The sequence below is a fragment of the Ruegeria sp. YTSA072 genome (assembly GCF_059610285.1).
In genome coordinates this window covers 65,230-79,127 of record NZ_JBXWNI010000008.1, presented here as the reverse complement: position 1 = coordinate 79,127, position 13,898 = coordinate 65,230, and the positions used below count along the sequence as shown (strand labels likewise).

At 57.5% G+C, this 13,898-nt stretch carries 12 protein-coding genes; 5 read left to right on the top strand and 7 right to left on the bottom strand.

The window, feature by feature from the left end:
• Positions 1-24: 24 nt before the first annotated feature.
• The 6 genes from aqpZ to AC2FIB_RS14480 all read right to left on the bottom strand — a co-directional run bounded on the left by aqpZ (position 25) and on the right by AC2FIB_RS14480 (position 5,121).
• Positions 25-714 carry an aquaporin Z gene (gene aqpZ, locus AC2FIB_RS14505; protein WP_496723385.1) on the bottom strand — a complete coding sequence of 230 codons (690 nt, stop codon included), beginning with the start codon at positions 712-714 and terminating at the stop codon, positions 25-27.
• A gap of 123 nt (positions 715-837) precedes the next feature.
• Complete coding sequence (locus tag AC2FIB_RS14500) at positions 838-1,647, bottom strand: M90 family metallopeptidase (RefSeq protein WP_496735831.1); 810 nt, start codon at positions 1,645-1,647, stop codon at positions 838-840.
• Positions 1,648-1,764: 117 nt separating this feature from the next.
• Positions 1,765-2,265, bottom strand: coding sequence for a bactofilin family protein (locus tag AC2FIB_RS14495; protein ID WP_058273990.1), 501 nt, complete (start codon positions 2,263-2,265; stop codon positions 1,765-1,767).
• Entirely contained in the window at positions 2,255-3,580 is a 1,326-nt protein-coding gene (locus AC2FIB_RS14490; RefSeq protein WP_496735829.1) for a DUF5930 domain-containing protein, read from the bottom strand. Before AC2FIB_RS14490 ends, AC2FIB_RS14495 begins: the two co-directional genes overlap by 11 nt.
• A gap of 178 nt (positions 3,581-3,758) precedes the next feature.
• Entirely contained in the window at positions 3,759-4,574 is an 816-nt protein-coding gene (locus AC2FIB_RS14485; RefSeq protein WP_496735977.1) for a ferritin-like domain-containing protein, read from the bottom strand.
• A gap of 85 nt (positions 4,575-4,659) precedes the next feature.
• On the bottom strand, positions 4,660-5,121 hold the full coding sequence (locus AC2FIB_RS14480; RefSeq protein ID WP_496842295.1) for a peroxiredoxin: 462 nt from the start codon (positions 5,119-5,121) through the stop codon (positions 4,660-4,662).
• Between the two features lie 68 nt (positions 5,122-5,189).
• Here AC2FIB_RS14480 and AC2FIB_RS14475 point away from each other — a divergent pair, with 68 nt between their 5' ends.
• The 4 genes from AC2FIB_RS14475 (at position 5,190) to AC2FIB_RS14460 (ending at position 11,740) form a co-directional block, all read left to right on the top strand.
• Complete coding sequence (locus tag AC2FIB_RS14475; RefSeq protein WP_496842294.1) at positions 5,190-8,573, top strand: YhdP family protein; 3,384 nt, start codon at positions 5,190-5,192, stop codon at positions 8,571-8,573.
• A gap of 48 nt (positions 8,574-8,621) precedes the next feature.
• Positions 8,622-9,668 carry a tRNA preQ1(34) S-adenosylmethionine ribosyltransferase-isomerase QueA gene (queA, locus tag AC2FIB_RS14470; protein WP_496735824.1) on the top strand — a complete coding sequence of 349 codons (1,047 nt, stop codon included), beginning with the start codon at positions 8,622-8,624 and terminating at the stop codon, positions 9,666-9,668.
• Positions 9,669-9,780: 112 nt separating this feature from the next.
• Complete coding sequence (locus tag AC2FIB_RS14465; RefSeq protein ID WP_058273985.1) at positions 9,781-11,052, top strand: MFS transporter; 1,272 nt, start codon at positions 9,781-9,783, stop codon at positions 11,050-11,052.
• 109 nt (positions 11,053-11,161) lie between these two features.
• Complete coding sequence (locus tag AC2FIB_RS14460) at positions 11,162-11,740, top strand: DUF924 family protein (protein ID WP_496735822.1); 579 nt, start codon at positions 11,162-11,164, stop codon at positions 11,738-11,740.
• On the opposite strand, the gene AC2FIB_RS14455 is transcribed toward AC2FIB_RS14460, so the two are convergent.
• A complete protein-coding gene (locus tag AC2FIB_RS14455) occupies positions 11,737-12,171 on the bottom strand; it encodes a hypothetical protein (protein WP_496842292.1) in 435 nt (144 codons plus the stop codon). The genes AC2FIB_RS14460 and AC2FIB_RS14455 overlap by 4 nt on opposite strands.
• A gap of 216 nt (positions 12,172-12,387) precedes the next feature.
• On the opposite strand from AC2FIB_RS14455, the gene lpdA reads away from it, so the two are divergent.
• A complete protein-coding gene (lpdA, locus tag AC2FIB_RS14450; protein WP_496842291.1) occupies positions 12,388-13,782 on the top strand; it encodes a dihydrolipoyl dehydrogenase in 1,395 nt (464 codons plus the stop codon).
• Positions 13,783-13,898 lie beyond the last annotated feature (116 nt).

Here is a 13,898-nt window from a genome sequence, read left to right as displayed (position 1 = left end):
GGGAAATAATCCCCCGCTTGGCCTTTAGTCGTCTGTTGTCATCGCCTTCCAGATCAATGCGCCGATTGCGCCACCGATCAGGGGTGCAACCCAGAACAGCCAGAGCTGCCCAAGGGCAGGCGCGTCCGCGAACAAAGCAACCCCTGTGGACCGGGCCGGGTTGACCGATGTGTTGGTCACCGGGATCGAGATCAGGTGGATCAATGTCAAACCAAGCCCGATGGCGATGGGGCCGAACCCGGCAGGAGCGCCGCTGGAAGTGGCCCCCAGGATGATGATGATGAAGAACGCAGTCATGACGATCTCGATCACCAGAGCGGACATCATTGAATAGCCCTCGGGTGATGCCTCACCATAGCCGTTCGAGGCAAACCCACCCACGCCGTCAAAGCCGGGCGCGCCGCTGACGATTAGATACAAGACAGCAGCCGCAGCAATTGCGCCGATGACCTGAGCGATCCAATAAGGGATAAGGTCCTTCGCCGGAAACCGTCCCCCGATCATCAGCCCAAGGCTGACTGCAGGATTGAAATGGCCGCCCGAGATATGCCCGACGGCATAGGCCATCGTCAGAACGGTGAGGCCGAAGGCAAAGGAAACGCCCAGCCAACCGATGCCCACATCGGCGACCCCGGCGGCCAGAACGGCGCTGCCGCAACCGCCCAGAACCAACCAGAACGTACCGAAGAACTCGGCCATGAGTTTTGATGACATGAAAAATCCTCCTGAAAACACTAATTTAAGACTAATTCGAAAATGATGTTTTGTGAAATGTTTGGATAAGGGGAAATTTCACTGGCAGTGGTCAGGAGTGAGGCGGTGGGAGCCTAAGCGCGCCTAACCCCAGGTAACCGGGTCCAGTCGGAACAGTTTGGCAAGTTGGTCATAGACTTCCGGTGCTTCGGATTTGAGGTCGCCGGGTTTTTCAAAGAATACCTCGACGGAAACGGCAAAGAACTCTTCATGGCCGGTTGCACCATAGGCGTCGATTACCGTGCGCCGCCCGCTTTCGACGGCACGGACTAGAGTGTCGTAAGCGGTCAGAAAGACACGCTCCCATTCAGCAAAGCTTTGCCCGTCGCTCAGGATCGGAACACCGTTGGTGCCACCGGACAGATCGTCTATCTGGTGGGCGAACTCATGCAGTACGACGTTCTGCCCGTCATGGTCATTCAGCGCGCCAAGTCTGCTGTGGGTCCAGGAGAGAATAACCGGTCCCCGGTCCCAGCTTTCACCGGTGCGCACGATTTCTTTCTCGCTGACGACGTATCCTTCCTGTCGGCGCTGCCGAGACTTAAAAGCGTTCGGGTAGATCAGGATCGTTGTCAGGTTTTCATACCAAAGATCGCTGTTTACAATAAGCAGACAGGCCTGCGCGGCGATGGCCAGTTCCATCTCCTCGGTTACGTCCAGCCCGTCGCAACCAAAGAAACGAACCTGATCCAGAAACAGATTCACTTTGCCATCCAGTTTGACACGCAGGTCAAGGGGCAGGCGGCGGATCAGAGGCACTTGCTGTTCGATGAGGATGCGTTGGTGGTCTGTCAGGGGCGTGGACAAAAGCTGTTGGCGCGCCCGGGACTTGGACCAGTAGCGATACAGTACGAAACCGGCGATAAGCGCCAAGGCGGTGAAAAAGAACAACATAAAGGTCACTATAAGGACGCGCCGGGCGGTTGGAACCGGAAAACTCAATCGTCCCCGTCAAATGAAAAACGCCGCAGGTTTCCCCGCGGCGTTTGAAACTTTGGACAGTGGTCCGCGTTACTGCTTGACCTCGGCCGCCGGGTTGGCACCCGCCTTGCCGCTGCGGCCCGGGTTCAGGGGGTCGTCCTGACGCTGAACCGATCCTTCGAAATGCGCACCGCTTTCGATCGCGATGGTCTTGTGGATGATGTCGCCTTCGACACGTGCGGACGAGGTCAGGCGAACTTTCAAGCCACGGACACGGCCCACGATGCGGCCGTTTATCACGACATCATCGGCAGTGACTTCGCCTTTGATGGTGGCGGTCTCACCGATTGTCAGCAGATGCGCACGGATGTCGCCTTCGACAGTGCCTTCGACCTGGATATCGCCCGAGGTCTTCAGGTTGCCCGTGATGTGCAGGTCCGAAGACAGAACCGATGCCGGTGGCTTGGGCTTGGGCGCAGTGCTGGCCTTGTTTTCTGCCGGTGCAGGGGCCGCCGGTGTCGCCGGTGCAGCGGGTTTTGCCGCCTCGGGTGCAGTGGACGAGGGCTCGTTGATTTTGCTCTTAGAAAACATTTCTCGCAGCCTTGATGTAAGTCATTGGGTTAACAGGTTTTCCATTCACGCGAACTTCATAGTGCAGGTGCGTGCCGGTCGACCGTCCGGTGCTACCCATATCAGCAATATGATCCCCGCGCGAGACCCTTTGACCAACCTTCACGCGTATCTTCGTGTTATGGGCATAAAGTGTCTCAATTCCGAACGCGTGCTTGATTTTTACCAGCCGTCCAAACCCGGACTGCCAGCCGGCATGGGTGACCACACCGTCGGCGGTGGCAAAAATGTCGGTGCCATGGGCACCGGCGAAATCGGCGCCGTTATGCATGCGGCGACCACCTGTCTTGGGGTCGCGGCGCGTCCCGTAACCGCTCGTGAATCGCACGACGGAATTGACGGGGCTTGCAAACGGCGCTTTCTCTGCTGCAATTCGATACAGGTTCAACTGATCCATCTGTTGCAACAGAGTATTTGCGCGGATCTCGTCGGGGGTCAGTTCCTCACCGCGCGTGCTAAAAGAAATAGGGGTTAGGGGGCCGCCCATGCCGCTATAGCCACGGCGAACTTCTTCGATGATGCGGTCGGTGGGCATGCCGGCCTGACGGAACATCTTGTCCAGTGGTTCGACCGAGATCACCATCGCCTCTTCCAACTGGCGGAAGATCTCGTCGCTGCGTTCCTGCATCAGCCGGATTTCCAACTCAAGATCGTCACGCTGTTCCAGCGCGTCCTTCGCATTGGCGGCAATCTGGTCGCGTTCCTCAGCGGTGCGGGACAGCGCCTCGGTCATAAAGTTCATCTGCTCGGGGTTGGCAACGGCGGCCATGTACATGTCGCCTTCGCCCGCTTCCTGCTCAAGCTTGACCAGCTCTGTCCGCGCTTCTTCGCGCTGTTTCATAGTGGCGCGCAGTGTAGTCTGGATAACTTCGATCCCGGTCTCAAGCTCGCGGCGGCGGTTTTCTGATGCCAACAATTCTGACTGCATGGCCGAAATCTGCTCAAGCGCTGCGTTGAACCGGTCCTGAGCTGCCAGAGCCTCTTGCGCGCGCATGTCCCGTTCTGAGGACATGATATTCAGACGTTCCTGATAGGTCGCCTGATCGCGTTTTGCCTGTTCCCGAAAGTTGCCCGACCCGATGCTGTCCATCAGAAGGATCGCGGTCGCAACGGCTGTCCAACCCACGAACAGTGCAACGCCAGCGACGGCGACAACTTGCGTTTCCGAGCTTAGCCGAATGAATCGTGTATCATTGTCTGATTTCAGAAAGACACGGCGTTCGGGAAAATGCCGCTCGAACAATGAATGTAATTTGATTGCCAGACGTGTTCTCACGCGTCTTACCTCTCCATCCCCATGATCGGGAGCGGTCGTGAGTGATAGCCGTCCCTTGGGCGAAGTGCATAAAGCGGCATTTTGTTTTGGGCAAGTTTGTTAACTTACCGACCCTGCGTTACTGGTCTTTGCCGCCGATTCTAGGCGAGAAATTGCCGATACCTTCAACTTAAGCCCGTTATTGCGTCGGTCCCGGCAATGGCAAGTCTTCCGTCAGAGGCCAGTAGAAATCCGGCGGCAGGCCAGCCTCGGCCCGTTTTTCTTCGTTAAACGGGGGCTTCAGGACCCCATGGAAATACTGGCGTACCAATTGGTGAAACACATCCTTGGGATCCGCGTTTTCACGCCCACAAAGGAAATGGAACCATTTTGATCCATAAGCCACATGGCCCACTTCTTCGGCATAGATGACCTCGAGCGCGGCGATTGCCTGTTCGGCCTTTGCCTTGCGGAATATGTTGATCATGCCGGGTGTCACGTCCAACCCGCGCGCCTCAAGCACCATGGGGACAACCGCCAGCCGTCCCATCAGGTCTTCGGCGGTGTCTTCGGCCGCGCGCCACATTCCAGCATGCGCGGGTAGGGCGCCATAGTGGCTGCCCATGCTTTCCAGACAGTCACAGACCATCTCAAAATGCCGCGATTCTTCTTCGGCACATTTGACCCAGTCATCATAAAACCCGATCGGCATCGGCACGTGGCCAAATCGCGCGATGATATCCCAATGCAGGTCAACGGCGTTCAGCTCGATATGCGCAACTGCGTGAAGCAGGGCAATACGCCCAGCCTCGGTCCCGGGCTTGCGCTTTGGAACCTCACGCGGCGACAGCAGCTCGGGCTTTTCCGGGCGGGCCGGGTTCAGCGGCGGAGTTGCGGTTCCCACCTCAATCTCAGGCGCGTCGCCCTTGCGCGAAGCGAACCAGGCTGCGGCATGGCGCTTGGACAAAGTGGTCTTTTCACGACCATCCGCTGTTGTCAGGACTTCGGTCGCCATCTGAGTCAGTGTTTTGGACACCGCGTTGTCTCCGCTGATTGAGGTGGACGGCTCTTAAACCGGATGGCAGCCATGGTCGAGAGGGTTACAGGGCGCGCGCAGCCTCAAGCACCTCGTCCACATGGCCAGGGACTTTGACTTTGCGCCAGACCCTGGCGATCTTGCCTTCGCCGTCGATCAGAAAGGTCGTGCGCTGAATTCCCATGGATTTCTTGCCGTACATGTTCTTTTCAACCCAGACGCCATAGTTCTCGCAGACCGAAGACCCTTCGTCCGACAACAGCGGGGTCGTCAGGCTGTGCTTGGCGACAAATTTGTCGTGCTTGGCGACGCTGTCCCGAGAGATGCCGAAAACTTGAGCACCCGCATCACCAAAGGTCTGAAGTTGTTCCGAGAAACCGATGGATTCCTTGGTGCAGCCCGGCGTATCATCGCGGGGATAGAAAAACAGAACGACGGCACCGCCGCGCAGGTCCGAAAGGGTCACTTCGCCGCCGCCGTCGCGGGGTAATGTGAAATCAGGGGCGATGTCTGTCACGTCGGGCATTGGAAACTCCGCTAAAGGATTTTAAGTGCTGCCCGGCATAATAGGGCGACGCGAGCGGGTTGAAAGACTTGGATAAAAAATTGGCTCAGCACGAAGACGCAAGTGGCGACCGGCCCGAGACGCCTGTCCGCCGCCGGTCACGCCGTCGTATCGCCGCGCGCTGGAGCATTGGAACCCTGTTTTTAATGTGCCTGCTGGTCGGAGCGGGCTGGTTCTTTCTGATCGGAAAACAGCTGCACGCGCCGGATTGGGTCACACAGAAAGTAGAAGCGCGTCTGGAACGCAGCCTTGGCGGTCTGAAATTCACCTTTGGGGACGCCAGCTTTATCGTCAATGATAAGTGGCGCCCGCGTATCCGATTGACGGATATGACCATCAGCGATGCGGCAGGGCGTCAGATCGCTCAGATTTCGGATTTGCGGACACGCCTATCGATGCGTGAATTGCTGCGCGGTAAGATCAGACCACGACGGATCACTATGCTGGGCGCGCAGATTGCTTTGACCCGTGGTGAGGACGGTGCGCTGTCGCTGACAGTTGGGTCAGGCAGTGCCCCGGTGCAAAAGGCCCCGACGCTGGCACAGCTTATCGAGGAATCGGATGATGTGTTCCTGTCCCCGTTTCTGTCAGGATTGCGGGCGGTCGATCTGGAATCGCTGACGTTGGACTATCAGGATCTGCGGTTAGGGCGGGCCTGGGTGTTTGACGGCGGGCATATCTCGATCATCCGGGACGGGGATGAAATGCGGCTGGCGACCGGGTTTTCGGTTCTTACCGGGCGCGACTACGCCAGCACGATCGAGGCGAACTATACCAGTGTGCTTGGTACACCTCAGGCGAGTTTTGGGGTTTCGATCACCGATCTTCCCTCGGAAGACATTGCCACCCAAAGCGTTGCTCTGGCGTGGTTGCAGGTGCTCAACGCTCCGATTTCCGGCGCGTTACGGGGCAGTGTAGATGGGCAGGCCGCGCTGGGTCCGCTTTTCGCGACGTTGAATCTGGGCGAGGGTGTCCTGCAGCCCAGACCTGAGACGCGCCCGATCGGGTTCGAATCCGCGCGCGCCTATTTCACCTATGACCCTGCGCGTCATGTTCTGGAATTCAACGAGGCCTCGGTCGTGTCCGATGTGGGGGCCGTGCAGGCCGAAGGCAAAGCCTATTTGAACGGGGTAGAAAACGGTGTTCTTGAAAGCCTGACGTCACAGCTGACCCTGAACAGTATCGATATCTACCCCGGTGGTCTGTTCCCGGAATCGCTGGAAACGGCGCGGGCGGACATGGATTTTCAACTCAAACTGGCTCCGTTCGAGCTGCAGCTGGGGCAGTTAACCATCACCGATGCGCTGCACGAATTGCACGCAACGGGCAGGTTGATCGGCCAGCCCGACGGCTGGGATGCCGCGTTTGATGCGCAACTGGACAAGATGGGGTCCGAGAACCTGTTGCGATACTGGCCCGAAAGATTGGCGCCGAACCCGCGGAAATGGGTGTCGGAAAACCTGTTCGAAGGTCAGTTTTCGGATGTGGAGTTTTCACTACGCTTGCATCCGGGCAGTAAGCCGGACCTCTATCTGGGCCTTGGGTTCGATGAGGCCAAGATCAGGTTTGCCAAGACCTTGCCGCTGATCCAGGACGGGCGGGGCCGGCTTAGCCTGCTGAAAGATCGCTTTACCGTCACGGCTGAAAAAGGGGTTGTCATCGCCGATCAGGGTGGCGCGGTGGATGCCTCGGGAACCTCGTTCATCATCCCGGATACAACTGCCAAGGGCGGAACACCGGCGATTGCACGGATCGAGGCGAGCGGCAGCGTCGAGGCTGCCCTGTCGCTGCTGGACCGACCACCACTAAGCCTGATGTCTAAAGCCAACTTGCCGGTTGATTTGGCGGCTGGTGACGTAAGCTTGTCGGGCACTTTGTCATTGCCGCTGAAAAAGGGGCTGAAGTTTCACGACACCGAATTCCACTACACCGGTGAAATCGACAATGTGCAAAGCGACAAACTTGTACCTGACTATTCCGTCAGCGCTGACCTTTTGAACCTGTCCGGCAATCAGACCGAGGTAGAGATCGACGGCTATGGCTTGTTCGGCCAAGTGCCGATGCAGGTCGCGTGGCGTCAGCCCATTGGCGGAGAGGGGCCTCAACGCAGCGAACTGACGGGCCAGATCGAACTGTCGCCGTTGCTGATGAACGAGCTGAAGGTGCCGCTGCCGCCGGGCATGCTGACTGGGAAAGGCACAGCGGATATCACCGTTGGAATCGGCGCGGATGAACCGGTCACACTCTCTGCGACCTCGGACCTCGCCGGGGTCGGAATGGCGATTCCCGAACTTGGCTGGCGCAAAGGGACAGCTGCGACTGGTAAAATGACACTGGACGCCACGTTAGGTGACAAGGCCGGCGTGGATGATCTGACGCTTGATGTCGCGGGGCTGCGCACTAAAGCCTCGATCTTCTTCCGGGACGGGGGTGCCTTTGACCGGATACGGTTCAGTTCGTTTGATCTGGGCAACTGGCTGGCGGTGCCGGCCGAACTGATCAACACCGGCGGACCTGTCCCCAATATCGTCGTTCAGGGCGGTGTCATGAATCTGGGTCGCGCAACCTTCGGCGAGGGCGGTGGCGGAGGAGGGTCAGGCCCCGGTCCAAGGATCGATGTTCTGTTGGACCGCCTGCAGGTGACCGAAGACATTGCACTGACCGGGTTCCGGGGCGCGTTTCAAACCACAGGCGGGGTGAACGGCACCTTTACGGCAAATGTAAACGGCGGCACGGCGGTCAGCGGTCAGGTGAGCCCGCGCGACAGCGGTAGCGCCGTGAACATAAAGTCGAAGGACGCAGGGGCCGTCCTACGGTCAGCTGGTGTGATCACTCAGGCGCGTGGCGGCAGTTTGGATCTGCAACTGGAACCGGTCAGCGCGCCGGGGAATTATGATGTGATCCTCAAGATATTAAACACACGCATTACCGACGCACCCGCAATGGCCGCGCTGTTAGACGCGATCAGTCTTGTTGGACTTTTGGACGAGATGACCGGGCAGGGGATATTTTTCTCGACTATCGATAGCCGCATGCGGATCACCCCGACCGAAATCAAAGTCCTCAGTGGAAGCGCCGTTGGCCCGTCCATCGGCTTGTCCTTTGACGGCACGATCGACACGGTTGCGGGCATGCTAAACCTGCGTGGCGCGATCTCTCCGATCTATCTGGTGAACGCGATCGGAAGTGTTTTCACAAAAAAAGGCGAGGGGGTCATCGGGTTCAACTACAGCCTGACCGGGCCGCTTACGAAGCCAAAGGTTTCCGTAAATCCGCTGTCTGGCCTTGCACCATTGTTCCTACGAAATTTACTGCGCGCACCGGCCCCGACTGTATCAGATGGCCCCAACGCGCTGCCGAGAAAGCCGGATGAGCCCAAAAAGACCTTTGGCTCTCCACCACGGGACAATTGACCCGGATGGGCTGTTGCTGATTCCGATGCGGAATTGTATGGCGCGGCTATGAAACTCAGCGATTTTGACTTCCATCTGCCCGAAGACCGGATTGCCACACGTCCCGCCAGCCCGCGCTCATCCGCGCGCCTGCTGGTGGCCGAAGGTGACGCGATCTCGGATGCGCATGTTTTTGATCTACCCGACTGGTTGCAGCCGGGTGACAGATTGGTGCTAAACGACACGCGCGTCATCCCCGCACGTCTGAACGGACGGCGCCATCGCGACAGTGCGCAAGGACCGGTGTCTGCTGCAATCGAGGCGACTTTGCTGGACCCGCAGGCTGATGGCACATGGGCGGCCCTGATCAAACCGCTGAAGAAAGTGAAGCTGGGCGAAGACATTCAGTTCTCGGATCATCTGAGCGCCACGCTGGAGCGGGTTGAGGACGGGCAAGGCTATCTGCGGTTCAATCTGTCGGGCGACGATTTTGATGCTGCGTTGGAACAGGCCGGTGCAATGCCTCTGCCGCCCTACATCGCCGCCAAGCGGCCTGCGGATGAGCAGGACAAGACGGACTATCAGACAATCTGGGCCCGCAATTCCGGTGCAGTTGCCGCCCCGACGGCGTCGCTGCACTTTGATGAGGCGTTGATGCAGGCGCTGGGCGCGCGCGGTGTCGCAGTCACTCATGTCACGCTGCATGTGGGCGCGGGAACGTTTCTGCCGGTCAAGGTTGAGGACGTGACGACCCATAAGATGCACGCTGAGTGGGGCAGTGTCAGCACCGCCGCCGCGCAAGAGATCCGCGAGACCAAAGCCGCAGGGGGCAGGGTCATCCCGGTGGGTACCACCGCCCTGCGTCTAATCGAAAGCGCCAGCCGGTCGGGCCAGATCGAACCATGGGAAGGTGAAACGGATATCTTTATTTACCCCGGTTTCGAATTTCATGTGACCGACGCGTTGATGACCAATTTCCACCTGCCGAAATCCACCTTGTTGATGCTGGTGTCGGCCCTGATGGGGCAGGAGCGAATGCGGAAGGCGTACGCGCATGCGATTGAACAGAAATACCGGTTCTTCTCTTACGGGGATGCGTCGCTTTTGATCCCGTAAGGGACGTGTTGTCGGGATCGAATCTTTTCAATGTCGTAGACAAGCATGACCAAAGCCGTTTTTGATTGCAAAACGGTGTCACAGTCTAGGTCGGAATTTTTCGGAGGCCCCAATGATTCAGGTCCTTTCCAGCGCATGGGCGCTATTGCTTGGTATGGGCCTGTTGATGGTCGGAAACGGCCTTCAGGGGACAATCCTGGGTGTCCGGGGCGAGATCGAGGGGTTTTCGACTCTTCAGATGTCATTTGTGATGTCGGCCTATTTCGTCGGTTTCCTGGGTGGATCACGCCTTGCGCCTGAAATGATCAGACGGGTTGGTCATGTGCGGGTCTTCGCCGCGCTGGCATCGTTCATTTCTGCCGTGATGATCATGTATCCGTTGATGACCGACCCGGTTATCTGGATTCTGGGCCGTGTCGTGATCGGGTTCTGTTTCTCCGGAGTGTACGTCACTGCGGAAAGCTGGCTCAACAATGCAGCCAGCAACGAGAACCGTGGGCAGGCGCTGTCTCTTTACATGATCTTCCAGATGACAGGCATCATCAGCGCACAAGGTTTGGTTCTTTTGGGCGATCCGGCCGGGTTCGATACCTTTGTAATCGCCTCCATTCTGGTTTCGGTCTCTTTTGCGCCAATTCTCTTGTCGATCTCACCGACACCTGCATTTGACACAACCAAACCGATGACTTTGCGCGAATTGTTCGGATATTCGCCCTTGGGCTGTGTTGGCATGTTTCTTCTGGGTGGCGTGTTCTCTGCACAGTTTGGGATGGCGTCGGTATACGGTGCCCGCGCGGGTCTGACGCTGGTCGAGATTTCGACTTTTATTGCCGCATTCTATATCGGTGCTCTGGTCTTGCAGTATCCATTGGGATGGATGTCCGACCGCATGGATCGCCGTTTCCTGATCATGCTTGTTGCAGGGGTCGGCAGCTGCGCGGCAGTTGTGGGCTTGGTTTTCGGTGTGACATTTCCAATCCTGCTGGGCGCGGCCTTTGTGATCGGCGGTATGTCGAACCCGCTTTACTCATTGCTGATTGCGCACGCGAATGACTTTCTGGAACACGAAGACATGGCCGCAGCGTCAGGGGGGCTTTTGTTCATCAACGGCATGGGGGCCATTGCGGGCCCGTTGATCACCGGTTGGCTCATGGGGGATGCGGTCTTTGGTCCTCCGGGCTTTTTCCTTTTCATCGCAATCCTGCTGGTCGTTATGGCGGGATACGCGCTCTACCGTATGACCCAGCGCGCGGCGATCCCGGTCGACGAAACGGGCACCATGTCGCCGCTCTATCCAACGGCGTCTCCGGTTGTGATGGAATTGGCGCAGGAGGTGGCCATTGAGGCCGCAGAAGCCGAGCAGGAAACGCAAGATGTTGCCTAGAACACGAATTTATGTCGCAAGTGTTGCAATAATTTACTGTTACAATTCTGTAAAACACACTTAAATGAATTTAAGTCCCTTGGGGGGGAAACACGACGGAGTTAAGGGCATGGCAAGTCCTGAAGATGTATTGAGTTTTTGGTTGGATGAGGTTGGTCCCAAGGGTTGGTATCTGCAGGATGACGCATTGGATGCAGAAATCCGCGAAAGGTTCCTGGCCACATGGGAGGCTGCGAGTGAAGGCAAGTTCTCTCTCTGGCTGACCTATCCCAGCGGTGCATTGGCATACATCATCCTGATGGATCAGTTTCCACGCAACATGTTCCGAGGAAGCGCTGAGGCCTTCGCCTCAGACCGCGCGGCGTTGTCAGCAGCGAAATGTGCGGTGGACAAAGGGTGGGATATGAAGATCGACGAACCGGCCCGCCAGTTCTTTTATCTTCCATTGATGCATTCGGAAAACCTGTGTGACCAGGAACGCTGTGTGCGCCTGATGTGTCAAAACATGACCGATGGCGACGACGGCAACCTGTTGCACGCAAGGGCGCATCGCGAAGTGATCCGCAAGTTCGGTCGGTTCCCATACCGCAACGACGCTCTCTCGCGCCCAATGACCGAGCACGAGGCCGCCTATGTCGACATGGGCGGATACGGCGCGACCGTGCGCGAGCTGCAGACAGCCGGCTAGGACGCCGGCTCGCAGCCTCGGATTGCAATGATCCGGTCGGCGACAATGTCGGCCGAATTTTCAATTGCAGTGTTAATTAACTGGTCCGGGGCGTCGGTCAACTCGGCTATTCTCGCCTGCGCAGCTTGCAGGTTATTCTCTAAATCATTCAGCTTTTCCAAAGCTTCAGACAATTTTCGGGCGGTGGCACTATCGGCTGCTGTTCCGCTAAGTTGAAGGGATGACAGGTCGCTGCGCAATGCCGTCAGTTCACCGCGTATCCCTTGAACGTCTTCCTTCAGGGGCGCTACGATCTGGACCTTCTTGGCAAACTTGACGGTAATGTCGTCGACTGTAGAAGCCAGCTTCCACCCCAGAAACAGGCATAGTGCAATCAGGATAAGCGTTGCATTCAGCACGGCGAGCAACAGATCTTTAAGCGTTTTGGCCATGGTAAGCCTTTCGAATGACTTGGGTTTCACAAAGTCCGGACAGTCCCGGTGCGTATCTTCTAGCCATAGGATCACGCGCGGTATAGGCTGAAAATTGCGCATTCCGCGCCGGTTTACCCTGCGTCCGTTTTGTCGCGGGAGCAATATGTTGATGCGTTCTTAAAATTAGTTTAATGGTAAACTAATTTCTGAATCGACCTGCGCCGAGAGGGAAACATGGCAGCACAATCTTTTGATCTGATCGTAATTGGCGCCGGTCCCGGTGGCTATGTGGCCGCTATCCGTGCCGCGCAACTGGGCCTGAAAACCGCCGTGGTCGAACGCGAACATTTAGGCGGTATCTGCCTGAACTGGGGCTGTATCCCGACCAAGGCGCTGCTGCGAACCTCCGAAGTGTTCCATCTGATGGAGCGGGCCAAGGATTTCGGCCTGAGCGCTGACAAGATCGGTTTTGATCTGGATGCGGTCGTCAAGCGTTCGCGCGGCGTTGCGGCGCAGCTGTCGGGTGGCATTGGCCATCTGTTGAAAAAGAACAAAGTGACCGTTTTCATGGGCGCGGCCACGATCCCTGCTAAAGGCAAGGTCACCGTCAAAACCGACAGGGGTACCGAGGAACTGACCGCCAAGAACATCGTTCTGGCCACCGGTGCGAGGGCGCGGGAACTGCCCGGATTGGAAGCGGATGGCGATCTGGTCTGGACCTACAAGCACGCGCTCCAGCCGCCGCGGATGCCAAAAAAATTGTTGGTGATCGGGTCCGGCGCAATTGGGATCGAATTCGCCAGCTTCTATAATACCTTGGGCGCAGACACGACCGTGGTCGAGGTTATGGACCGGGTCCTGCCGGTCGAGGACGCAGAAATCAGCGCGTTGGCTAAGAAGGCCTTTACGAAACAAGGCATGACCATCATGGAAAAGGCGATGGTCAAGCAACTGGACCGCGCCAAGGGTAAGGTCACCGCGCATATTGAGGTTAAGGGCAAGGTCGAAAAGCACGACTTCGACACCGTGATCTCGGCCGTGGGGATTGTTGGGAACGTTGAAAACCTTGGTCTCGAGGCCTTGGGCGTCAAGATTGACCGCACCCATGTCGTCACGGATGAATTCTGCCGCACAGGTGTTGATGGCCTTTATGCCATCGGTGATATCGCAGGCGCGCCCTGGCTGGCGCACAAAGCCAGCCATGAAGGTGTCATGGTTGCAGAATTGATTGCCGGTAAACACGCTCATCCAGTGAAACCCGAAAGCATCGCCGGCTGCACCTACTGTCAGCCTCAGGTCGCATCGGTGGGGTACACCGAAGCCAAGGCGAAAGAGCTTGGCTATGACATCAAGGTTGGCAAGTTTCCGTTCATCGGCAACGGCAAAGCCATTGCGTTAGGTGAGCCCGAAGGCCTAATCAAAACGATTTTCGACGCCAAGACAGGTGAACTACTGGGCGCACACATGATCGGTGCGGAAGTTACCGAGTTGATTCAGGGTTACGTCGTGGGACGGCAATTGGAGACCACCGAGGAGGACCTGATGAACACTGTCTTCCCACACCCGACTCTGTCGGAAATGATGCACGAAAGCGTGTTGGATGCCTACGGGCGTGTGATTCACATGTAAGGATGGGGGCTCTGTCCCCGCCGCCCGGGCCGGGCGTCTCCCCTGAGAATATTTTAGCCAGATGAAGTAAGGATCCTTCCTTCATCTGGCTTTTTAATTTCCCGGAGCGCGAGGCA